Annotated in this window: 15 protein-coding genes; 8 read left to right on the forward strand and 7 right to left on the reverse strand. The window is 53.6% G+C overall.

Translation table 11 applies throughout. The features are described 5' to 3' along the window. Positions 1-4: 4 nt before the first annotated feature. On the reverse strand, positions 5-1,168 hold the full coding sequence (locus tag ACSFC7_RS06940) for a hypothetical protein (RefSeq protein ID WP_436346995.1): 1,164 nt from the start codon (positions 1,166-1,168) through the stop codon (positions 5-7). After that, the gene (locus tag ACSFC7_RS06945) at positions 1,161-2,915 is read right to left on the reverse strand and encodes a DEAD/DEAH box helicase (RefSeq protein ID WP_436346996.1); all 1,755 of its coding nucleotides are present in this window, start codon (positions 2,913-2,915) and stop codon (positions 1,161-1,163) included. Before ACSFC7_RS06945 ends, ACSFC7_RS06940 begins: the two co-directional genes overlap by 8 nt. Before the next feature lie 239 nt (positions 2,916-3,154). On the opposite strand from ACSFC7_RS06945, the gene ACSFC7_RS06950 reads away from it, so the two are divergent. The 4 genes from ACSFC7_RS06950 to ACSFC7_RS06965 all read left to right on the forward strand — a co-directional run bounded on the left by ACSFC7_RS06950 (position 3,155) and on the right by ACSFC7_RS06965 (position 7,990). Next, a complete protein-coding gene (locus ACSFC7_RS06950) occupies positions 3,155-4,186 on the forward strand; it encodes a nucleoid-associated protein (RefSeq protein WP_436346997.1) in 1,032 nt (343 codons plus the stop codon). Then, positions 4,186-5,886, forward strand: a complete 1,701-nt coding sequence (locus ACSFC7_RS06955) for a hypothetical protein (RefSeq protein ID WP_436346998.1) — start codon at positions 4,186-4,188, stop codon at positions 5,884-5,886. Before ACSFC7_RS06950 ends, ACSFC7_RS06955 begins: the two co-directional genes overlap by 1 nt. Before the next feature lie 300 nt (positions 5,887-6,186). Continuing rightward, positions 6,187-6,855: a hypothetical protein gene (locus tag ACSFC7_RS06960; RefSeq protein ID WP_436346999.1), complete on the forward strand. Its 669-nt coding sequence runs from the start codon at positions 6,187-6,189 to the stop codon at positions 6,853-6,855. Positions 6,856-7,003: 148 nt separating this feature from the next. Next, positions 7,004-7,990, forward strand: a complete 987-nt coding sequence (locus ACSFC7_RS06965; RefSeq protein ID WP_436347000.1) for an endonuclease NucS domain-containing protein — start codon at positions 7,004-7,006, stop codon at positions 7,988-7,990. A gap of 37 nt (positions 7,991-8,027) precedes the next feature. Here the strand turns inward: ACSFC7_RS06965 and ACSFC7_RS06970 are convergent, their stop codons facing one another. The 3 genes from ACSFC7_RS06970 to ACSFC7_RS06980 form a co-directional block, all read right to left on the reverse strand. Then, positions 8,028-9,113, reverse strand: a complete 1,086-nt coding sequence (locus ACSFC7_RS06970) for a hypothetical protein (protein WP_436347001.1) — start codon at positions 9,111-9,113, stop codon at positions 8,028-8,030. A gap of 214 nt (positions 9,114-9,327) precedes the next feature. Beyond that, positions 9,328-12,000 carry a DUF1156 domain-containing protein gene (locus ACSFC7_RS06975; RefSeq protein WP_436347002.1) on the reverse strand — a complete coding sequence of 891 codons (2,673 nt, stop codon included), beginning with the start codon at positions 11,998-12,000 and terminating at the stop codon, positions 9,328-9,330. Between the two features lie 350 nt (positions 12,001-12,350). After that, positions 12,351-14,282, reverse strand: a complete 1,932-nt coding sequence (locus ACSFC7_RS06980) for a hypothetical protein (RefSeq protein ID WP_436347003.1) — start codon at positions 14,280-14,282, stop codon at positions 12,351-12,353. A 135-nt stretch (positions 14,283-14,417) separates the two neighbouring features. On the opposite strand from ACSFC7_RS06980, the gene ACSFC7_RS06985 reads away from it, so the two are divergent. From ACSFC7_RS06985 to ACSFC7_RS06995, 3 genes are all read left to right on the forward strand, one after another. Next, entirely contained in the window at positions 14,418-17,681 is a 3,264-nt protein-coding gene (locus ACSFC7_RS06985; RefSeq protein ID WP_436347004.1) for a DUF499 domain-containing protein, read from the forward strand. Between the two features lie 2 nt (positions 17,682-17,683). Beyond that, positions 17,684-18,070 (forward strand): hypothetical protein, encoded by a 387-nt coding sequence (locus tag ACSFC7_RS06990; protein WP_436347005.1) that lies wholly within the window; start codon positions 17,684-17,686, stop codon positions 18,068-18,070. Positions 18,071-18,182: 112 nt separating this feature from the next. Then, positions 18,183-20,102 (forward strand): DUF262 domain-containing protein, encoded by a 1,920-nt coding sequence (locus ACSFC7_RS06995; RefSeq protein WP_436347006.1) that lies wholly within the window; start codon positions 18,183-18,185, stop codon positions 20,100-20,102. A 10-nt stretch (positions 20,103-20,112) separates the two neighbouring features. Here ACSFC7_RS06995 and ACSFC7_RS07000 read toward each other — a convergent pair whose 3' ends face one another. Together ACSFC7_RS07000 and ACSFC7_RS07005 are read right to left on the reverse strand one after the other, a co-directional pair. Next, on the reverse strand, positions 20,113-21,888 hold the full coding sequence (locus tag ACSFC7_RS07000) for an McrC family protein (RefSeq protein WP_436347007.1): 1,776 nt from the start codon (positions 21,886-21,888) through the stop codon (positions 20,113-20,115). Continuing rightward, positions 21,885-23,132 (reverse strand): AAA family ATPase, encoded by a 1,248-nt coding sequence (locus ACSFC7_RS07005; RefSeq protein WP_436347008.1) that lies wholly within the window; start codon positions 23,130-23,132, stop codon positions 21,885-21,887. The genes ACSFC7_RS07000 and ACSFC7_RS07005 overlap by 4 nt, the downstream gene beginning before the upstream one ends. 235 nt (positions 23,133-23,367) lie before the next feature. On the opposite strand from ACSFC7_RS07005, the gene ACSFC7_RS07010 reads away from it, so the two are divergent. Further along, positions 23,368-23,538, forward strand: coding sequence for a hypothetical protein (locus ACSFC7_RS07010; RefSeq protein WP_436348048.1), 171 nt, complete (start codon positions 23,368-23,370; stop codon positions 23,536-23,538). Positions 23,539-23,859 lie beyond the last annotated feature (321 nt).

The raw sequence follows: 23,859 nt of genomic DNA on the forward strand, positions 1-23,859 counted from the left end.
CGTTCTATCTCTCACAGCAGGTCGTTCCGACGAGCGATCCACCGGATATTGTGGCCATATTCTCGCCGCTCAGCTCTCGTCCACATTGCTCGCAGGCCGGATTCTCCATTATCCCGATGCCGACCGCGTAGGGGTAGGATCTGGAAGCCGACGCGTCGTCCACTCGGAGGGAAACGTCGAGATCTCCGCGCTCGTACGTGACGGTCGTGACGGCGACGGGTTGGAGGCGAACGGTGAGGGAGTGCCGGTCTCGAATTTCGCAGCGCTTCTCTGGAAACCCGTCTCGGATCACGGCCGCCATTTTCTCCTTTTCTGAGCGGAGGTCGTCGCGCTCGGCGCGCAGTTCCTTTCGCTTTCGCAGGGCTTCGACCCGCTCCTGTTGGTCGGTTGCATCGTCGATCGTATCGTTCGCGTCATCGATTCGCCGAGTTAACCGCCGGATTTCATCGTCCAGCTCCTCGCGGCGTTGACGAACGAATTGTCGGTACTCATCGAGTTCGACTTCGGCGGCACGCGTCGCTCGCTCCTGTACCTCTCGTACGGTCGAACTGACTTCTCGCTCGGCTATCGACATCGCGGCTTCGAGCGATTCCGAAAGGTCGGCTTCGTCGAGTGACCGACCCTTTTCGAGGGTGCGATCGAGCGGCGCCTCGGACAGTTCGAGGTAGGTTTCGGCGAGTCGCGGACGCTCGTCGTTGCTGTTTAGGTCAACGGCCACCGAGAGCAGTTCTTCCGTCTGATACTCGCTCACCGTTTCGATCCCGACGTGGACGAGCGCACACAGGGCCCATCGATCGTAGTAAGGCGTGAACGCGTGTTCCGAAACCTCGGCTGGCCCCTCCGTTATCCACGGCGGTAATTGTACCTCGAGGTCATCGCCCGTGAGCATCATCGAACCGACCGGCATCCGTTCTGCAGCCTCGTCGATCAACCGCTCAACGAATTCGCTCTCCGGAGCGATGGCGAACGCGTCTCGGTCGACCTCGCCCGGATCCGGAGCGACTTCCAGCATCGCGTCGTCCAGTTCGAAGGTAGTTTCGGCGTCGTCGGGAAGCGATACCCTCCATCGGTTCCCTTCCTTTCGGATCTCGGCACCGAGGGAGACGAGATACTCTTCGACGAACCGCTTGACTGCCTGTTCGGTCACAGGCATCGCAGCGTCAGTCATCGCTGGCCCCCAAGTCGAATCCCTCGAATACGCCGCTGTTGAAGTCCTCAATCTTGTCGGCGAGATCGCGCTGCTCCTGCAGATCGACCGCCATCTCATCGAAGTTGTTCTCTAGTTCGATTTCCGAATCCGCGTCCACGAGACGCTCGAAGACTTCGTCCTCGAAGTTGCGACCGGTCTCTTCGAGTCGAGTCAGGATCTCGCTCAACTCGCCGACCGACTGGTTGAAGAGGTCGATCTTGTGGTACAGCCGATCCAGCACGTACTCCTCGATGGTATCTTCGAGGGCGATGTTGAACACGTACACTTCGCGGTCTTGCCCGATGCGATGGATCCGCCCAATTCGCTGCTCGACCTTCATCGGGTTCCACGGCAAGTCGAAATTGACCATCACGTTGCAGAACTGGAGGTTGCGCCCCTCGTTCATCGCGTCCGTCGAGACGAGGACGCCGCCTTCCTCCTCGAACTGTTCGACTACCTCCTCCTTCTCGTCGCTCGAGTGTCCGCCGTGGAACGCGTGCGTTGCGTACCCCTCGTCGGCGAACGTTTCCAAGAGTTCCTGCTGCGTGGCGCGGAACTGCGTGAACACGATGACCCGCCCTTTCTCGACGCGCTCCTGTGCTTCGCCGACGATCCGCTGGACGCGTTCTTGCTTGGTCGGCGTGTCGATGGCCTCGATACACTCGAGGATGCGCTTGAGGAGCGTGTCGTGGGCCGGCTGTCCGTCATCATCGTCGAGTTGCCTTCTGACCGTCCCCTCGAGAGCGGCGGGACTGCTGACGACCTCTTTCTGGAGGGTCATGAGAACGAGCTTCTGGCCCTGATCCTCACCGTAGGCCGTTCGGACGTAGTCGGTGACCGCCTCGTAGAGGTCACGTTCCGCGGGCGATTGCTCGAACGTCCGTGTGGTCACATTACGTTTCGTGAAGTCGATGTCCGTCTCTTCGCGACGGTTGCGGATCATCACTTCGGTCAACCGTTTCTGCAGCTCGTTCCGGTTGACTAGCTTCTCCTGCGATTTGTTGACGAAGTAGTTGTGGAACCCTTCACGCGTTCCGAAGAGCCCCGGCCGAAGCAGAGAGATGATGTTGTAGAGATCGGTGACGTCGTTCTGGATCGGCGTCGCGGTGAGGAAGAACGCGTAGTCGTAGGCGAGTCGATCGAGGAGATCGTAGCGGTCGGTATCCTCGTTCTTCACGTAGTGGGCTTCGTCAAGGACGAGCACGTCCCAATCCCGGGCGAGGACGGTTTTCCGGTGCCGATCGCTCTTCGCCGTGTCGATGCTCGCAATGATGCGATCGTGTGCGGCGAATCCCTCGAACTCGTCGTCGTAGTTGCAGACGAACTCGATACCGAACTTCTCGAGCATCTCCGCCTGCCACTGCTGGGCAAGTTGCGCCGGCGTGAGGATCAACACCGAATCGCTCGTATCACGATAGTGCATCTCCTTGAGGATCATCCCGACCTCAATAGTCTTCCCGAGACCGACTTCGTCGGCGAGCAGCGCCTTGCCGTCCATCTCGAATAGGGCTCGATGGGCGGCGGTGACCTGATGCTCGAGGAGCTTGACCGATTCTTCGTCGAGATGGGAGAGTGAACGGAGTTCGGAGTCCGGTTGGCCGGCTTGCAGGCGGTTAGCCTGAACCGTGAGGAAATGGTCTTCCAGTGAGGACGCGTTAGTTTGATCGACCAATTTGTCGGCGTCCTCGTGGCGAAATTCAACATCCACGAGGGCGTCGTATTGCATCTATTGATGTGTGGATACTGCAATTACTTGTATTCCTTTGGTTGGTCTGAGAGATGTCATAGGAACTCTACCAAATGAGAAAGTTGATCCATTAGATAGAACGCCTTCATAGGCTACCGACCGAAAACTGGGTTGGCTGATTCATCACTGCTGTCGGACACCAACTGGATCTATCTAACTTGCTCTTCCGCGAACATATGGGAAACTTGTATAGTAACGGGGTGTGAACCCTGCCCAATATGGAAACCGATATTCACGCTCTAGCATACTCACCCGTTTCTCCTCAACTCGATAATAGCGATCAATGGCAAGAATCTGAGAGTGGAGAAATAGAAGAGGATCTCAGTCTTTTTGAACGCTACATTCAGCGAGTGGTGATCAAAAAGGACATTTCATATGTCACTCGAGGACGCTTCGCTAACCCAGACACGGAACCACAAGAGTGGTTGGAAACGGTTTGCACCACCAATTATGATTCGAATCAATCTGACTTCTTGGACGCGTCTCGTGATTTGGCAAGAGAACTGAATTCACAGATTCATCCGCGAGCAAATCGAGGTATCCTTTTTACAATACAAGCGACGGTCAGCGGCGACCCGATTCTTGACGACGAAGAACACGAGATTGTATCACTCCTAAAGTTGGATTTGGTTGAAGAACAACGAATACAACTATCGGATGACCGTGGTCTCGAAGAACTTGATTTAGAAGATATATTTCCTGAACCGAGTGAGTTACAGAAAGGGTTGATTTATCCGATTGTCAAGTCTAAGGGTTACCGGCTTCCCGGTGACGTAAAATTCTATCAAGATGGCGCTGTGTCGGACTACTTCCATGACTTCCTCGAATGTAACGTGGAAGAGGGTTCACTGGAACAGGCTAAGAACGTCTTCGAAGTGGTTAGCGAAATCAAAAAAGAATATACCGGTCAGAGCGCGGATGGTGAAGATACGAACCGATTCAGAGAACTACGAGAAGAATCAGATGCAGGTATAGTTGGTATTGATGATGTCACTGATGTAGCTACTGAGATTGTAGGACGGGAAGTTACTAAAGAAGAAATTGCAGACAGGCTGGATGTAGATAACCCTGATACGCTTGCAATTGATACCGAAAATCTACCAAGTACCGTAAAGTACGAGGTAGATAAAGAAATCTCCGTCAAATTCCCTTCGACAGCTGAAGATAGGGTTCACAAAGAAGAAGGGCAAGAAGAGGTTGAGATTCGAATAACTGGTTCCGATCTCGATACAAAGATCCTTGACAGCTGATGATTGCTGATTTGGAGAATCGCGTTGATCAACTTACAGAGTGCTGGGATGCAGAAGTAGCCGGGAGAGAAATCAGATTTGAGGATGAGGTCACAAGTGAAAACCTCAGCCAATTATTCTCGGATATCACGGATTTCAGGAGTCAAATACATGGCCGAAATCTTATTTTGGAAATCGAATACCAATCTGGTGCTTTCACTCATCGTCTTATTTGGGAGAGCATGGGCTCGGTAATATGCCGGCAGGAAAGTGATTCCGATGCAGCCCCCGATGATTTATTTGCTGACGGAGATGCTCAGACTGCAATTGACGAAATCAGAAATAATAGTATTTCGAACACAGACGATCTACAATCTGCTGTATCTTCTCTCTTGTCGACTGACCTCGTCGAATGTTCCTTTCAATATGCGATCTCTGCGGAACACCTTGAAAATCATATAGAGGGAGTTGTCGAAGAGGATCTCACAGTATCCTATTATTTCACTGAAAATAGAGTGAAAGATGAAGTTGAACAACGGGGTTTGAGTGGGATCAAGGACTATCTATATGCAAGAGAAGAAAAGCGGTTAATTGCTATTCGCGATGTGGAAACACCTCTCGTTGGCTCGCAGGTAGCAATATTCCCGCCACGAGAGATAGGTAGCAACCTCTACGATTCGTTTATTGACCGACGTTCGCTTTTCGATGAACAACTCAAAAAAGTACGGAAGGAATGTGCTATCGATTACTTCGAAGAACAGTATCTACCACCGGGATATCTGGATTTCAACGTGCCTGATGACACCGAATTTTCTGACTGGTTCTGTAAGAGGATGACAGCTTACCGGCTGATGTTCTGCCTTCTCGGCCTCTCTAATATCGCACGGCGTATCGAAGATGGCTGGAGAGTGCGTTTTAATGGACGACGCGTAATTGAATCGACAATACACCTCAAAGAGGAAAACGGGAAGATCAACCTTCAAGAAGAGAATACCGACGAAGATCCAATTGAAGTGGACGAAAAGACGACCAGTGAACTGTCTGACCTATTCGAGTGGATATACACTACGAGGACTACGGATCGTATCACGGTTTTTCGAAACATCGTCACTTTGTATTCCACTACCCTCATAGGCGCAATCCGGGAAATCAACGAAGTGAGCGAGAGTGTCAAATCTAACTTTAACTTCTACATTCAGGACAGCATAGAGGAGTTCGTCGAAACGCAACAGGATGTAAGTGAGTATGTATTCGAAACGCATCGCGAGATGTCTGATATTCGTCGGAGCCTCTCGAATAATCTCAGCAGAGATCTCTTTCGTGTCTTCGTTTTTGCCGTGATTTCGTGGGTAGGTATAATCTCCCAACTCGGCCAAATCGCACGAATCAGATACGCTTTAGCAGTTTCATTGATCCCGGTCTGCGTCTATCTTGGGTTAGGTCTTCGAACTGCCTACAGTTTAGACAAGCAATTCGAATCGATCGATAACGGACGGGAGCAATACTATTCGATGTACGAAGGCAGGATTGACGACCAGACGATGAAAGAAATCCGGAACGCCGATGCTGGGGAGGCGATTGAGGAGCAGTTTAAGACTGATCTCCAGATATACTATCTCCTATTCGGAGCGATGATTGCTGTTAGTCTGTATGCTATCGTCGATTTAGCCTATCTGGACTATATCGTAACCGACTTTCTCGAGGCTCTACTATCGGAATAACCACGGCTGCAGAATGCTCCGATACGTATCGTAACCGATCGCATCGGTCAGTTTCACATACATAGCCCGGACAGGTTGTCGACGGTCTCCCACTTGTCAAGTACTCGGAAACGGACTTGCTGTGCCCTCAGCGGTTAGCGGAGAATTGCTCTTTGTCGAGGTCAGTGAGTTCCTTTCCTCTCGAAGCGTAGCTGGATGTAGGCTACCTTCCATGAGATATAACAGGCTACCAGAAGCCCACGAAAGGCGGATAATCGTTTCAGATAACTTCTTGTCAATGTCATCCAAAAGAACTGAGAGATGACCGATACCGGCCACGCGTCTACTACCATTCAAGATCACTCGGGGATCGCAGAACAGTTGCTGCGTGTTCTGGAACGCTTTGCAGATGAGTTCTCTACTCGCGGTGTACCTGCCCATCTAACACACATCGTTAGGGAAGAGAAATACCTGAAAGGAAAGAATATCGGACAGGAACCGGAACGTTTCGTGGAAGAACAACTAATTTGGCCGGCGATTTCCGTCTTCGACTACACGGTTTGGACACAGCCGTACGGATATCCGAAGTGGGACAAATCGAGACCGGATTTCGAGGTTCGGAACGTGAACTGCGGTCTCGACTGCGCAGTAATCGGCGAAATCAAGACGCCAAACAAATTCGAGTATGCGGAGCAGGACATCATCAACTATCTCAAAAGCGATCTCGGCGAGCCGACTATCGGCTTTGCAACCGATGGAATCCGATGGCAGGTTTACGCGAGACCCGAAAAGTCAGCCGATAGCATCCCTATTGCTGACGTCGACCTCCACGAAGTCTACAGACAGCTTCCGAACCGCCACGAAGAGGAGGAATCCTATGACAAACACCGAACCCGGGAGCGAATGGTCGAAGCCGGCGTAGAGGAGTTACATCGGCACACCATCGAAAAACGCGTCGCAGAAATCTTTGCCACTGATTCCGATCCATAGGGTCTACGTGCTGTGACTGAGGGCCGTTTGATCAGTACAACTGAGTCTCTAATCGATAATCGGTAATCTATTAGCATCACAACAGTAGACAGAAACCATGCTTCGGGTTGGCTCCGATAAGGAAGTCACCTCTCTCGAGTCCGTTTCGATGTCGGAGAGGGACTTCCGGGAAGACGATCTTCGTGAGTGGATTATCAGCGATCCAAAATCGATTCTCGGCGAAGAGTTTCTCATCATCGGGAGGGAAGTTGCAGTCCAGCGAATCGGAGACGCGATCGACTTACTCGGGATCGATCGAGATGGCAACGTGGTCGTGATCGAGCTAAAACGGGGTTCATTGCAGGGGACTGTGGACTTTCAAGGGCTCAAGTACGCAGCGTACTCGTCTCATTGGGACTACGATAAACTGCGAGATCAGTTCGAGAAATTCAGATCGACGAACTGGGGACGGTCGCTCTACGACGAGGAAACGAGGTTCACGGAAGTCCTCGACGAATTCTGTAACGAGGACTATACCCTCAATCAGGATCAACGGATCCTGCTGGTCGGCGAATCGATCCGAGAGCGACTCGACATCGTTCTCCGATGGATCAGCGACCGAGGAATCGATGTGACGGTCGTCGAATTCGAGTTGCTCGCCGACGGGGATCGCCTCTATCTCGACGCCGAACAAACGATACCCGTCCCGGAGCACACTGTAACGGACGTTAGTCCCGACACCTCCGAAGAACCGTGGAAAGACAACGGACGCGATTGGCACCTCAACGAACGCTCGAACGAGGAAACAGCCGAACTACTCGAGGAAGTCGCGGAGTCCCTCGAGGATATCGATCAACTAGATGGGCCGGAGTGGGGCCAAAAGCACTACCTCTCGTTCAAAGAAGGGAGAAAGCGTCGGATTGCGATTCGAACGAAGCGGACACTCTTTCACGTGGACATCTATGATGTCTCGTCCGAGGGTGTGGACACGGAGGAAATCGCTCGGAGTGTCGGTGTCGCAAGAGAAGATGTGAAAGCAGACGATCTGCGTGGTGGTCGACCCGGGGTTCGAATCACGTGTCGTGCCGGGCAAGACATCGACACCAATGCACTTGTAGAAATAGCCCGGACATTGGTCGATTCTGGGAACGCGTAGAGCCTCATCAGACTTCCGAGTAGGATAGTGGAACGGTCTACAAGAGTTGAAACAGCCCGATTACGACAAAGAGGATTCCGATGAATTGCAGGATCACGGCGATTCCCATGACCTGTAGTAGCCTGTCGATCGATCCTCGGAACGTCTTTCCCACCTCACAGCTCTGACTGAGGAGTTCGATCAGAACGTCCTTGCGTGTAGTAACTCCCTCTGTGGGTTCGTCCGGGACTGCAAGTTCGAAGTATTCCCGGTACATACGTTGTGGTGCTTTTTCCGTTCGACTGGAGACATATACCGGCCCTGCGATCCCAACTGCTGCAGAAAGAACGAGTAGGAATACGCCTGCAAGTATGGGGAAGTTGATTAACGATCCGACACCGAGATCTGGTCTCAACTCGACGATAATCGCACCTGCGGAAACGAGGATGCTGATAGCCACAACCGCTGTCCGTCCCAATCGGTACCCAGCTGATTGGTAATAGCGGCGCTGTTCCATCTGATTCGTGATTTTCTCGTTCGCTTCCTCCCGGAGAAGTTCGAGCGCATCCTCGTCGAACGGCTCGGCGATTTCCCTGATATCTGCCTCCTCGCTAAACAGATCGATTTCGTCCAGTAACCGATTGAACTGTGGTTGAGAAAATACAGAAACGAATTGATCGATCTCACTTCGATTATCAAGGTCTTTGAGTTCCTCAATATCGTTCGCTCGAATTTCCTCAACAACCGGCGTGAGATCCGCGTCAGAAAACGAAGTGAATACCGATTCTCCATCGGAGTTCTGGATATAATACACGGCCCAGTGGAGTCCATCCGTGATGATTCCGACGCTCTGCTCAAAATCAATGGCTTCCAAATAGCTGAGGAGTTGGTCTTTTCCCGCTTCGTATCCCTCCGGCCTTTTTGCCTCACCGATCACCTGTATCGGCAGGTTAGTGATGACAAAATCCGCCCATAGGTTTGGTTCCTCAGAGATCTGTGTTTCATGTTCTACCTCGAATGCCAAGGCACGTAGGAGGGGTTGGATGAGTTGATCATATTGTTGAACTTCAGAAACTCTATTTTCCGTCTGGCATGACTGCCTGAGTATCTCGAAAACTGCTTCCTCAGTGTGCTGCTGGCTCATCCTTGGTCATGCCCACCCTGCCCAGCCTGAAATAACCTATTTGTTCTGAACATTCTGGGGTGTCGTCGTCCGCTCACGCTCCAATGGTAGATGACTGAACAACCGTCGGAATTCAGGTTAGAGGGCTCCAGAGAACGCAAATATCGTATCTATAACTCATCCTTTCGGAGAATAGGCGAAAAGTTCCCGGTCGAATAACCTGTCGAGACAGCGATTAGGTGTCGAAGTCGCTCAAGCGCGACTCGAGGATGTTACGGTACGTATCGTCACCGGTCGCATCGGCCAGCCCCTCACACAGCTCACGCAAGTCGTCAGTAATCTCCCACTTGCCGAGGTACTCGGAGACGGACTTGCCGTGCTCCCACCGGTAGCGGAGGAACTGCGCTTTGTCAAGGTCGGTTAGTTCCTCGTCGCTCTCGACGCGTGACTGGATGTAGGCAATACGCTTCTCGTCATCCCACGTACCGAGTTTGAAGCCGTCGTCCATCTGGTAGAGACGCATATCACCCATACGTTCGGGCGTGGCGTTCGTCCCACGAGTTAACTTGTTGAGGTCGTCGTAGGACGCGTCCGGGCTTTCTAGTAGGTCGAGGAACACATCGATCTCGCCAATATCGCTGCCATGTTGGATGACGCCGTAGATCTCGTCGACAACCTCCTTGGCGGTCATCGTTTCGCCAGCCCGCTCGACCTTGCCGTGGTGTTTCGAGTACTCGTGGAAACACCGCCCCATCTCGACGACGCCGATGTCACCGCGGGAGAGGTCGCGATTTTCTTCGAGGCGCTGTCGGGTCTTCTGGGCAGTTCGGTAGATGTTACGGCGGAGGCTGTTCCACGAGATAGGCTGGCGGTCTTGGGCGGGGCGGGCGACGATGATGATGTCGAAGTCGACAGCGCTGCCGTCTGTCAGTCGCCAGTTCGACTTGTTGATGTCCGCCGAAATCGGGTAGGAGGCGGTGACTTCGAACCCGTTGTCACATAGCGCCGTCAGCAGTTCACCCCATGACTCCGAGTCGCTGTGGTGGTACGTGAAGGCGAGAACACCGTCGTCTTTGAGCACGCTGTGAATCCTCTCGAACGCTTCCTCCATCTCCGCCTCAAACTCCTCGACACCTTTCCCCTCTGCAGGGTTGGCGACGATGCTCTCTGCTCTCGGTGTACTCTCGTGTTGGAAAACATCGTACTCTTCCTTCAAGAGAATCTTCTGCCAGACGTAGTAGAAGTTGGAGAGTTCAGAATAGATCACGTTGTCGTAGTACGGAGGATCGGTTATGACTGCGTCATACTCGTCCTCCTCCTCTATGTCCCGGATGTCACGGCAATAAACGGAGGAGTTCTCTCCGATCGGCTTGGAGAACACGTCTGTTTCCTCCACGTCTCCGTTCTCGATATATCGCTCTGTGGGGTTCTGTGCGTACTCCACTCCTCTCTTGACCATATCCCACATCTTCGAGAACGTCCCTGTGCCGTACTCGGTACCCCAGATGTTGTTCTCGATCGGTTTAAGCGGTGGGTCGAAGGCGTTCGTTTTGAAGATATTTGCTGCCTTGTTGTACCCCGGGTTGTAGACGATCATCATCGAGTTGTAGTTGAGCGCCTCCGAGAACGCCAAGAGCAGGTACTCCTTCATCTCGGAGTCTTCGATCTGATCGATAGACCGAAGGAGCGTAGAGAGGCCGAAGAGCTGGCGCTCGTTGTACATGTCTGTCCAGTCAGAATAGCCGTGCCTGATGACGTTGAATCCGCCTCCGATGCTCCCCTCGAACTTCGAGCTATCAGTCTTTATCCCGAGAGGGATGGATTCGCTCGGAACGTATTCGGAGAGTTCGGTGCTGTTCTCCCATTTGCTTTTGGCCTCTTCGAACAGTTCCTGATCGAACGGTTCTGCCTGCTTGTATCCGCGGTACTCGCCTCGATCCTTTCCGGCATCGTCGCAGTGGGCGCAGTAGTATTCGACGGCGTAGTGCTTGGTGTCGAACCCATCCTGTTCGTCTATGGCGTCGATGATCGGGTACTGCTGTCCACACTCGGTGCAACTGTACTCCCCTCTACCCGCAGTTCCGTTCTCGGGGACGAAACTATGGTCGCACTGTGAGCAGGTACACTCGCTCCGCCAGTCCTCAACGACAACGACGGACTCGCAGTCGGGGCAGAGAACGTTATAGCCACTGTCGTCGGCGTAACGTTCCTTCCCTATCCGGTAGTCTTTGAACAGCGGAACCGTATGCCCACAAGAGACGCAGTCAAGTTCCTTCACCCAGAAGTTGTACACCACATCCGCGTGGTGGTCGCCGTGAGGACACTCCGTTTTGTAGTAATCAGTGAGCGTCTCGCTCACATCATGTTTTACTGTCTCGTAGGCGCTTTCGAGTTGATCGACGTCGATCGTGCCCGCTTCGAGCTGCTTCTTCGACACGAACCACGCAACTGGATTCAGATCGCTCCCTACGACTTCTGCATCGAAACGAGAGGCTTCAACTAAAGACGTACCTCCACCCATAAACGGGTCAAGCACCTTCTTGTCCTTGATGCGAACATCCTTCGGAAAGAGTTCCCACAGAGATTCGGGATCGTTCAGATCGACGTTATCGATCAATTCCTGTACTCGATCCTTGTCCGTCGTATAATCGGAGAGAGAAGTGTTCTGGCCGGGATCGAAGACCTCCACTTTGTCAGGATCGTCAACTAGCGAGTAAAGTGAGATAGTCCGGAACACACAGCCCAAACGACGTGCCCACCATTTGTGCATCGTGTAGATGGGACGATACCACTGTTTGGCTCTCCCCTCCTTTTCGGCGATTTCATTCACTTGTTCGATCGGGAACCCCCGCTCGATGGGCAGCGTGTTCCGCTCCCCGTTCTCAGACTGCCTACTCTGTTGAGACATTGATTACTGCAACGTGTCTTTGGGAGGGTTGTATAGGTTTCCGCTTGAGGCCGGAGAATCAACTGACTACGAAACAGAGAACCTACTATCGTGCTGCCGCTACTTAGGGACTATGTTCTCTAACCCCTCAGATTGAATCTCCCCGGGTCGGTTCCCGAACACCTACTCTACGTCGTCAAGGGTACAAGTACGGTTTCCCCAGTCGCATCCGGAGCAGTTCTTGAAGAACGTCGGTCTTGAGCAGGAAGATGTTGTCGATGTCGGTGTTCGTCCGCAGGTCACGCAACGTACTGCGATAGACAGTTTGTGAGCAATTAAAAACACTTGGACAAGGTCGTAAGTCTAGAGATTCAGTCCTTCTCTATTACTCCAGATCCTTCATCGAACAAAATCTCGCCAGTAGCTTCTGAGAGACGAATGCGTACTAATGCCAAGCTATACGGGATGTCGAAGCACTCAGAAATCTCTTCAACGGTTCGGGATTGACCATCGAGATAATCCAAGAAACGATCCTGCTTAGGAAGCTCTGATCCACTATATGACCGTACCACGAAAGGAAAGAACGGACTCAAATCGGAGGTCGGTATGAGAATCGTATCAGGAATTCCGAATCTAGCGTGATGTGCTGTGATATTCATTCGAGTTATAATCCGGAGGAGATCAGTCAGGATGAGCAACGAATATAATCTGTTGCTTTCTCTTGGGAGTAGCAATCCGTGAGCGACGCGATTTCGGATATTCCCACTGAACATCTGTCCGACAGGCTCATTGTATGTATATCGAATATACTCCTGAAAATCCTCACTCACGTATTGACCGAGGCTCGGAACCAGACTTCCAAGTGTTCGTGTTCCAGTTCCGTCATCCATGAGTGCGTCTACATCTTCTCCTTCTTTACGCAGTAGATTGTACAAGACCGGCTCTACTCGAGTGGCACCGAGGTGAATCGCTTCGACGTCGTTACCATCAAAGACGTTGGAGATGAATCGCGTGAGATACCATACGTTCTTCGAGTCCAGATCTGGCACCTTATTGAGAAAGGCATAGATTTCTGCCTCAGTCAAGCTGCCAGTCGAGATGAGTGAGCTAATCACGCTAACCACGGTAGATATTGCAATCCGAGCCTCGATCGAATATCGCGCTGAGAGATCTGCCTCTTCAGGATCGAATTCGATGAGGTGTCCTTGGAGGGAATATATCGTTTGGGTAAGTATATCGTGGATTCCGAAGGATTCTTCATCCTCAGCGTAACTCGGGATGAGCTCATCGTGAGTCAGGAGCCAGAACAATGCAGCATCAGCATTGTACACATATTTGATGTGCTCGAACTGCCGAACGAATTTCTCCACACTCGCCTGATGGAGGTACCGTTGATGTGGTGAGTCTATGACTGCACCCTCCCGCTTCAGTTCATGTGCTGCCGATTGGACTGCAGAGCGTAGTCGCGATTTCCACTCTTCTTTGTCATCGTCGGACAAGCGATCAAGTACAGTCTGATCTTCTAACGCTCGAACAAGTTCCTGAGCTTCGAGAGAGGCGCTCTGATCCGATTGTAAATCAGCATTTAGACGATAGGTATCAACGTATCGCTCCTCCAGATCATCGGTGGGGAGATTCAGTATCTCTGCTAGCTCGATCGTAGTCGAAAGAAGACTCCTCTCTTGGAAGAGTTGATTCTTGACGCGAAGACGGTTCGCTTGTCTAATACAAAGAACGAACGCTCGTTTTTCAGCTTCTCCCTGTGGATCGAGGATTGGTTCGTTGTCAACAAGCAATTGCAGCGACTCAGAGAGGTTGCCGAGGTGTACATCAGACGTATCGGTGATTGCCTCGATCAACTCGACGGTCCTTTCTACTTCTATCGAACCTGCAAAATTAACCTGATTTTCAAGTTCGACCATCTTCTGAAGACAAAACAGAGCTACCGAGTACCATCCTCTTCCGAGGGCATTTTCGTACTCCTGATCGAGCAATGAGATTGCAGCCCGAGCATTATCATATGCTTCTCTACCACTCTGTTCTTCCCACTCGACAACTGCCCCAGCTGCAACTAATGCCCGACTTTCGGCAGTAGAATCTTCTATCAACCCCCAAATCTTGGCTTCAGGAGATTCTCCAAACGCCTCTGCAACCTCAACCCAATCGAATATAGAGCGGAGAGTTGCCTTGATATGGTAGTTCTCGTCTGGATCCGTTTGTGCTTCCCGCCAGTGTCTATCAAAATCTGAGGCATCTGGAAAATAGAAGGCGTATTCGTCATCTTCGACGAAGTGGAGGAGCATAGATTGAACCTATCTCTCTCCTATAATAATCTCTTTGCTAAAAATGGCTCCATTATACTGTTTCCCGACGTGGACTATGCATAAGCAACAAGACACAGTATTTAAGCAGTTAACATACGGTGTCTATGACATCAAATGGCCAGCACGGAATCTCTCTCACGAACTATCGCGGATACGGTCACTATAAGCCGCGAACTCAGGGAGGAGGGGCAGATCGACGGACAGGTCAAACTCTACAACGTCGACGATGAGGGTGAGTTCGAGGCCGACGCGTCCACCTTCTTCGATCGAACGCTGATGACACAAGGGCTGCGCGAAGCGTTCGTCGACCTTCGAGACTCCCTTGAGGGTGACGCCAACTACGGGACGCACATCCTTTACGGGCCATACGGCAGCGGTAAGTCTCACCAGATGGTGGCGATGTACCACTGCTTTTCCTCGCCCGGGGCCGCGGGCGCGTTCGGCGACCAGCACGTCGATGAATTCGCCGACACGTTACCCGACGAAGACGACACGGAGGCGATCACCGTCTCACTACAGGACTACCAGCCCGACTACCTCTGGGAACCCTTCTTCGACGCGCTCGACTACGATCCCGGTTCGTTCGAGAGCGGAGGCTACCCCGACCGACAGACCGTCCTCGACGCGGTCGGCGACAAGACCGTCGCGTTCCTGATCGACGAACTCGAGGACTGGTTTGACACGCTCTCGGGCGAGCGCAAGAAGGCCAACCGCGGCTTCCTCCAGTCGTATCTTGAGGCGACCGACGAGGACGACGCCGATGTCTTCGCCATCGTTTCCGTTCTCCGCAAGGGATCGGAGGTTCACAACATCCTCGACCGAGAGAACGCGTCCGAGGTCAACATGAACAACAAGGTGAGCAAGCGAGAGGTGCTTCGCCACCGGCTCATCGACGATATCGACGAGGCCGCAGTCGCGGACATCGTTGACGGATACGTGGACGCGTACACGGGCAACGACCACGTGCCAGACTCCGACATCCCCGACGATCTCGCCGAGGATATGCGCGAGTCGTATCCGTTCCACCCCGTTCTCCTGCAGGCACTCGAGACGCGCTACTACGCTGACGAAGGCCACCAGAACACGCGCGGGATGATCTACCTCTTCTCCAAGGTGTTGCTCGCGGCTGCGGATCCGAATGCGGATCCCGACGACGATGACGCACCACTGCTCATCGAGCAGACCGACCTCGTCACTCACGGGGACATCGACGCGGTGATCTTCGAGGACGAACTCTCGCGCATCAACTTCGATCGGCCGAACGTCTGCATCGATGACATCCAGCACCGCGTCGATCCCGACGCGATCCCTCACGGCCGGCGGATTCTCAACACGATTCTCCTCTACAGTCTCAAGCCCGACGAAGACGAGGGTGCCGGAAAGGCGGAGATCGTGATGGGGGCATACGAGACGGGTGGGCTCGTCTCGGACATCGTCCTCAATCTCGAGCAGCTCTACGGCGTCGCGTGGTACCTCCACAAACTCAACGGCAAGTACGCCATTCGAGACCGACAGAATCCGAACGCCCTTATCCAGAACAAGGCCAACGAGGTCGACGAGCAAATCGCGCTCGAACAGATAGCTGAGATCGTCGAACAAGTGTTCGGGGACAACGCCTACCCTGTCGGCTTCGTCGAGAACGACCTCAAGTCGGTACCCGACAATCGCGACGCGAAAGTGGTCGTCAAGGCCGACGAGTGGGGCCAAGAGGGGGTCAGCACGGTCATCAAGAACGCGGACGGGAGTCCCGGTCGCGAATGGCGGAACACGCTGGTATTCGTCCAGCCGAGCAGCGACAAGGCCATCGAGTCCGGAACGGGCTTCATCGAGAAGGCGCGATACATCGAGGGAGCCGACCGCGTCTTGCAGGACAACTCGCTCGACGGCGAAATCCGCTCGTCCGTCGAACGGCAGAAACAAGACGAGACGCGCGAGCTCCGCGACCGCGTCGAACTCGCCTACGGAGAAGTCCTCGACGGAGAAAATCTCCTGAACGAGTTCGACTTACTCGCCGAGATGGATCTCGACGTGTTCGTCCAAGACGGCGAACCGCTCAACGCGAACGACATCGCCGACGAAATCACCGCCGAAGGGATCGACCTTCAGACCCACATCTGGGGGATCGTCTCGGACTTGTTCGACCGTCGCGGCGAGGCGAGCATCGAAGACGTCTACGAGCAGTTCCTCCGCCAACCCACGTATCCGATCCCGGGCAGTCCCAACGACGTGTTGAACGCAACCGTCGACGCGCTCGAGGACAAGCCTGTGATCACACACGGTTCCAACGGCTTTTCGTCGTCGCTCAGCGGGATTTCCCTTGACACCGTGCTTCTCCACGAAGACAATGTCGAGCGATGGGACGACGAGGATGTTGAACAAAAACTCCGCCAACAGTTCGGGAGCGGTGACGTCTCGATTGACGTCGGCAACTTCGAACTCGAACTGCTCGAGGACAGGGAGATCTGGCTTGATGGAGACTCCCATGACGCGGTGATGACCGCCGTCGGACGGCTCGCAAGGGAGGACAAATACGTCCTCTACAGCGGGACGGACATCGTCAGCAAAGCCCAACCAGATGCGACCATTCGAGACGTCTCCGGCGCACAAACGATCGGCACGCCGGAAGTGCGTGACCGCATCCGGAACGCGTTGGAATCCACTGGGGAGGCCAACACCAGCCGAGTTCTCGAAACGATTCGCGGCGACGAAAGCGTGTATCTCCCCGACGGCCAAACGGAATCGGCGTTCCGGGAGGCAGTGAACGATTCCCTCGTCGAGGATTACGTTCTCGACATCGATCGGCGTTTCGAGTCCTCGCTCGGCGATCGAGATCCGACGGACGTGACCATCGTGCCGACCGTCTCGGACGATGTCGGCGAACAGATCCGCGATTATATCGCCGACCTTGACGTCAGCGACGAGTTCACCGTCGGAAGTATCGCTGAACGGTTCGACGCGTCCGTGTCGGAAGAAGCCGTCCAGACGTACCTCTTGCAGCACCTCGGTCGCGACGAGGATCCAGCGTACGTCATCGGCTTGGACGGCTCCGAAGATCCGACGCGTTGGTCGCCGGGCTACCAGTTCAAAGTTCCCGGTGAGGAGGGATGGCGATTCCAATTCAACGGCGATGACCCCGCCGAACTCAGGACGAAGTGGCGCCAAGAGGAGGACACCGGCGAGGTCTCCTACGGCGAAGTGCGGTTCACCCTCGAGAACAGGATGGGCATCCCCGGCCCGCTGCAGGGCACCGCAAACGTCACCGAGACGATGACAAAAATGACCCTCGAGCCCGGGGAGGACTTCACCGCCGTTCGCGACCTATTCGAACGGATGCCCGACGAGACGAGTAGCATCTCGGTCGAAATCAACTTCGAATAACGATGCCTGAATCAGGACAACTTCCCGGCGTCTACAACATCGTCGTCGCCGATGAGTACGATCTCTTCGACCATCGGGTTCCAGTAGCGGAGTTCATGGAGATGCTACGCGAAAACGAAGTTCCCGATGAGGTCTGCGTGGTCGGACTCGACGACTTCTTCGAAGACGAGGATACAGTGACCGAACTATCGCGATTGATGGATCGACGAGCGAACAGCCTCGAAAGCCGATCGCCGCTCCCGACCATTCAGTTCGCCGTCGATGGTGCGTTTCAGCGTCGACAACGGGATTTCGAATTACAGTCCGGTGATGAGCTATATCGATTGAGCCGTGTCTTCGGGTCGCAGATCAAACGAAGGGAACACGGCTGGCTGACGACTCCGTTCTAAATAGGTTCAACGGAGCCGCCTCTTCTCGGTCGGGAAAGGCCGCCATATTGTTCTCTCTAATGAATACTACAGGCACCATCACAGTTTTAAAACTAGTATGACATATCGGACTATGGAACGGGTGTGGTTCGACCAGAAATCTGCGACAGTTGGTGAATTAGTGACTCGCCTTGCCACAGACGAGGACGAGCCGGAAGAGCCGATATACATTCCTTCCTTGCAACGGGAGTTCTGCTGGAGTCACCCGCAGATAGAGGATTTATTCGATTCTGTGCTCCGAGGGCTACCCATCGGCGCTCTGTTGTTCTGGCACGTTGACGGCGAAACCGCAGAAACGGAAGCTACGTATCGGTTCATCAAGCACTACGTCGAAGAATCCGCATATCCAACCGAGAAAAAACACGAACGCGACGAGCGGTGGGTGAGGAACAAAAGTGACCGCCTCTCCGATGACGAACCAACCCCGGGAGATTACACGTTTGCGCTCGATGGTCAGCAGCGACTCACGTCCTTCTTAATCGGTCTTCGCGGAACACACTATCGCCACAAGTCTCAGCAGTGGAAAAGCAAACTCAATTCGTACTCGGAGCGGCAACTGTACCTTGACGTTCTGTCGGATCCGGAAGAGCAAGACGGGATCGACGACGATCATCGTTATCGATTCAAGTTCCAGACGTCCGGAGAAAATCGGACTGAAGATGACGCATATTGGTGGCCCGTACCCCGGGTCTGGGAATTAGAATCCATCACTGAGGAGATCGACGAATTACAGGCGTCAATCGCTCGATCATCTGACGAGAAGGCAGCGATCAAACGAAACCTCAACCGTCTCCATGAGGCGATGTTCGTGGACGAACACCTCGTTATCGAATACGTGTCCGACATGGACAGTGAAGTCGCGCTCGATCTTTTCGTCAGGCGGAATGACGGTGGAGAGCCGTTGAGCAACTCCGACATCGCCTTTTCACAGATGGCCGTGTACTGGAAGTCCGAGGACGAGGATCCGAAGGAGGCCATCGAATCGTACGTGGACGACCTCGAGCAACGATTCGGAGAGTACGGCTTTGGATTCGGAAAGGGGTTCCTTCTCCGAACGCTCCTGATGTTGGCCGGCCACCCTCCGAGTTTTCGACGAGAGAACCTCATTCCGGATAACATCCGTGATCTCGAGGACGTCTGGAACAGCGATGCGTTCGACAAGGCAATGGACGAAGCTTACAGAATCGTCACGGAGGAACTCGGTTACGGGAGGAAGTGCCTCACATCGAACAGTGCAATGCTTCCAATCGTCTACTACTGTTATCAGAATCTCGCCGAGGAACCAGCTGAATCCGTCCATCCAACGTCGCCGATTCGAGATCGAATGGACTACTGGCTTTGTATCACCGTTTGCAACAACCTGTTCACGATCGGATCAGACACCGTACTCCGCAAGGCCCAAGATCATATCGACGCTAATTCGTTCCCGATCTTAGAAATCCTCGAAAACTTCCGAGGACGTGGAATCGAATTAGAACTAGACGAGGATCGGTTGCAGACATTGGTCGAGGAAACGGACTATCGAAGCGGGTCGGTGAAGCATCTGTTGCTCACGAAATCGTACACGGACGATCGAATTAGCGGTGTTCTCGTGAATGGAACGTCTGGCGAAGAAACAGACGAGGCGAACCAAGTACAGGTCGATCACATCTTTCCCCGGAACAAACTCAATGATGATCAAGCACTATTGGACCGAGGATTGGGAGAGACTGAGGTGGATGTCTGCAAAAGGGATCAGCACCGTCTCGGGAATCTCCAACTCATTCCGGAAAACCAGTCCAAGGGCGACGACGATCCGGACGACTGGATCAGAGACGTTTGCGATAACGGTATGACGACCGAAGAGGTGGCCACAACACATTGCCTTCCGTGGGACGACGTAGAGCAATTCCAGTATGACCGTTTCGAAGAATTCTGTAATGAGCGCGAAGAGCGTCTCTTTGACAGACTAACCGACAGCCTTACTCTTCACGGTGATATCGCCGAAACGTAGTCATAGAACGTCACAAAAGTCGGAAACCCGACTCGGCACCTACCTCAATTCGGTCATCACCTTCGCCTTTGGTAAGGAAGTACAGGTCGATCAATTCTTCATTCTGCTCGCGACGGAATACAGGTACGCAAGTCGTGTTCTCCGCCGATCGCTGCTGACATTGAGTTTTGATTTGACGACGCGTCCACTGTCCACTCTGTTCGAGATCGGATCTGGAGCGCACTCGCGATGAAAGCGAGTCAGCCGCTGCGTTGACCACTCGAAGCGAGAATTCGTGGACGTTGCTGAAATCGAAGGGGCCGTCTGTGTCGGTCACGCGATCGAGATCTGACGCGTCGTACTGGTCAAGGCAGAGGCGATGTTCCATGACGGCCCGGAAGGCCTCTAGTTCTGGATATCGACGCTCGAGAACATCGTGTAAGTAGTTTCGAATTGCCTCGTGATACGCTTCCAGTTCGAAGTCCTCAGTCGTCGGCGAGATGACTTCTAGCTCCGCATTCGTTTGCGAAACCGTTCGCGTTCGAGGTTCGTTGAGCGGACACAGGAATCCCATCCGATCGGTGTTGAGCAGGTACGCGTAGCTGAAGAGCCGCGACCGCGAGTTGCCGCTCTTGACCGGATCCTTGTCCTCGGCGTAGTATTTCGAATCCAAAACCGCGAGCGTGTCATCCCCCTCCTCGACGGCGTGATCGGGTTGATGGTACGTTTGTCCCTCGTCGGCGAACGGTTGGACGGTCGGCGACCGCACGGCCGAAACGTTCTCAGTCCGTCCGAGCTGGTCGTACTCCATCACGCTCTCGAGTTCGTCCTCGATGGCCACCTGCGAGTACTGCTCGAACAGCGACTCCATGTTCATCACGTAGTCGACGATCAGCTCTCGCTCACTCTCCATCGTCGGGGTGCCAAGCGAGGCGGAAACGACCGCTTTGGCGACGTCGGTCGCCTGTTGGTAGTAGTGGCGTTGCTTCGGGAGATCATCGAGAGAAAAGCGTCGGTACTCTGGAATGCGCCGGCGCCCGCTCGTGACCTCGAGCTCTTCCAAGTGACGAACCTGCTGATGGACGCGTGAGAACACGCGATAGAAGGCTTGGTGATCGTATTTGCTCTCGTAGTTGCGGAAGAGGCGGAGCAGGTGGACGCCCGCGTAGTGGAGCAACGAGTTAGCTGGGTTGTCGTAGTTGACCTCTTTGAGGATGCAGTGTTGCTGGGCGCGCCCTTCGGCCTGATTAACCAGCGACTGCTCAACGTCGATGACGCCCCGGGGCTGTTCGAGATCGGCACGACGCGTCTCAAGACGACGAAGGAAGCCGTTGCGGTGGATGTCTTCCAGTCCGTTCAAATAGTTAATCGCGAGAATGAGAAAAACGTCCTCGAGATCGACGTCTTTGCTGCGAAACTCCGAGAGAGGGACGCCGCGGTACTCCACGGAACGTTTGCGGCTGTGAACCGCGAGCAGCATGTCGAAGATGTGCTCCCACTCGATCTTCGGCTCAATTCGAAGGTTCGACCGCGGTGTGAGACTGATGATCCCTATGTTGTCACGAGCAGTCACGCGCAGAACCGGCCCGTCGACGCGCACCGTGACGACTTGATATTCTGTGTCACGATCGTCGATTACGGGTTGTGACTTCGTGAAGACGTTCGCCGATTCACGATCGAACGACGCCCGCTCGAGCTGTGTATCGATCGACGGAGGGCATCCCTCGATGCGGATTTCGCCCCGCTCGGGAACGCGAAACTCCCCGGGTTCGTATGTGTACGATTCGATGGTATCTGAGGAACTCATCTGTCGTACGATCCCATCTGGCGCTGTTCGGCCTCGAGTTCGCGGCCGGCCAATTCAGCAGCCGGAGAGAGATCGAACATGTCGAATCGTTTGTCGAGTGCCCGGTAGTGCTCCTCGATCTGCTCGATCTGTGGGAACGCGGCAGAGTTCAGCAATCGCGGTACAATGAACGTTCGGAACGCCTGTCCCACGGCTTCTTCGGGATGTTCCATGTAGAGATCGTCGTCTTGGAGCGCCTCGCGGAGGAACACGGTGACGTCACGATAGTGCATCGGCCCGAATCGCATGATTGGGCCGCGAGTGGTTTGTTCGCTACCGTTGTTGATACCGTCGTAGTCAGCCTCGAATAGCTCGAGCAGGTCGTCACTATCCACGAGAGGGATGTCGCCGAGTTCGTCGTCGATCCATCCGGTAAACAGAGAGCGGCGATCATCGTCCTCGTACTCGTCGAGTTCGATCATCGCGAATCGACGCGTGATGGCGTTGTCGAGTTCGTTGACCGTCCGATCGGACATGTTCATCGTACAGATGATGGACAGATCCTCGTCGAGTTCGATCGGCTCGCCGTTGTCGGTCTCGATGAGCGTCTGATTCCGGTTCTCGATGGCGGTGTAGAGCGGGCCGAAGATCTGCGAGATGTCTGCGCGGGTGATCTCGTCCAAGATGACCGAATAGGTGATGTCGAAATCGCGCGCTCGCTTCACCCCCTCTGCTACAGCCCCGAGTTCCGTGTGGTAGTTCAGCGAGCGCATGCCGGTCGATCCGGTGAGTTGCGGCCCGATTCCGCCGATAATGTCTTTCGCCGTCCACGATGGCGTGGCCGTGTGTAGCGAATACCCCACGCAGTGATCGAGTGCCAATTGCTTCGCAAACGTGGTTTTGCCAGTTCCCGTCGGCCCGTAGAGGACGACAGGCTTGCCAGTTCGCAGAGCCGTTCGTGCATTTCGTTCGACCTCATCTGGTACGAGAATATTGTCCGGAGTGTCGTCGCCACGCGTTATGACCTCTCGCTTAAGCACTTGCGAAGCCTCGGGTGATTCGAGAACCGCTCGGCGGATTGGGCCGATCCCCTGTTTGCCCTCGTGATGGATGTCCAGTTGCTGTTCTTGAATTAAAAATTGGAGAACATTTTCGTCGGCCGCCGATTCGATTGCCTCGACGACTTTGTCGGAAACGGCTCGGAGGACGTCGAGATTCTTCCGGGCCATTTCGCGTGTGTAAGTGCCCTCCGTAGAGTGACTCATTTGACATGGAATCTATGTCCCACATTAAAAAGTGTACCTTCAACTCTCTGGTTCAACTCCTGTCGTTCTTCTCTCACAATTTGGATCGAAAGCTCGACTCAGTAATTATTTCGACGAGCGTCTCGGGAATGTATGTATCGACAATGAAATGTGAGTCAAACAAAATCACCACCTCTTAGAGAAGGTGTCACAATATGTCCGTCAGATCACAAGCTACCATTCCAAAACCTCATATATGACAGTGGAAGCCCTGATCACGGAACTCCTTGAAGAACAGCCGGACGAGAAACTCCTCCTCTTCACTGAGTGTCGAGACACGCTCAACTATCTCCTCAAGTTCGCACAGGACGAACCGTGGGCCGATGATATTCTATGTGTGGGATGGAGAATTCGATATCGGAATTGATCGAGCGGACTGGCCCGTAGTTTCTCAGTTGCTGCTCCCTGCTGCTGATCCTCCCTTACGCCATTATTCTTCCATGCACTATTTTATTCCATGTCTGGGAATGAAATGAAGGGACAACGAAAGCAGGAAATCCTATATCGATATTATACACAAGTTGGGGACCGAGAGTACGAGTGCAACCGTTGCAGGGAGCGAGTCTATGTTGGCGACACTCGACACGGCCAAGAGGAGTTTTTGCTTCATGAGACGGGGCACAACCTATCGTGTGATCAATGCGAACAATTGGTGTGTGATTGCGAGTAAATGTATACACGCTTTTCT

The sequence above is a fragment of the Natronorubrum halobium genome (assembly GCF_051351675.1).
Classification (GTDB): Archaea; Halobacteriota; Halobacteria; order Halobacteriales; family Natrialbaceae; genus Natronorubrum.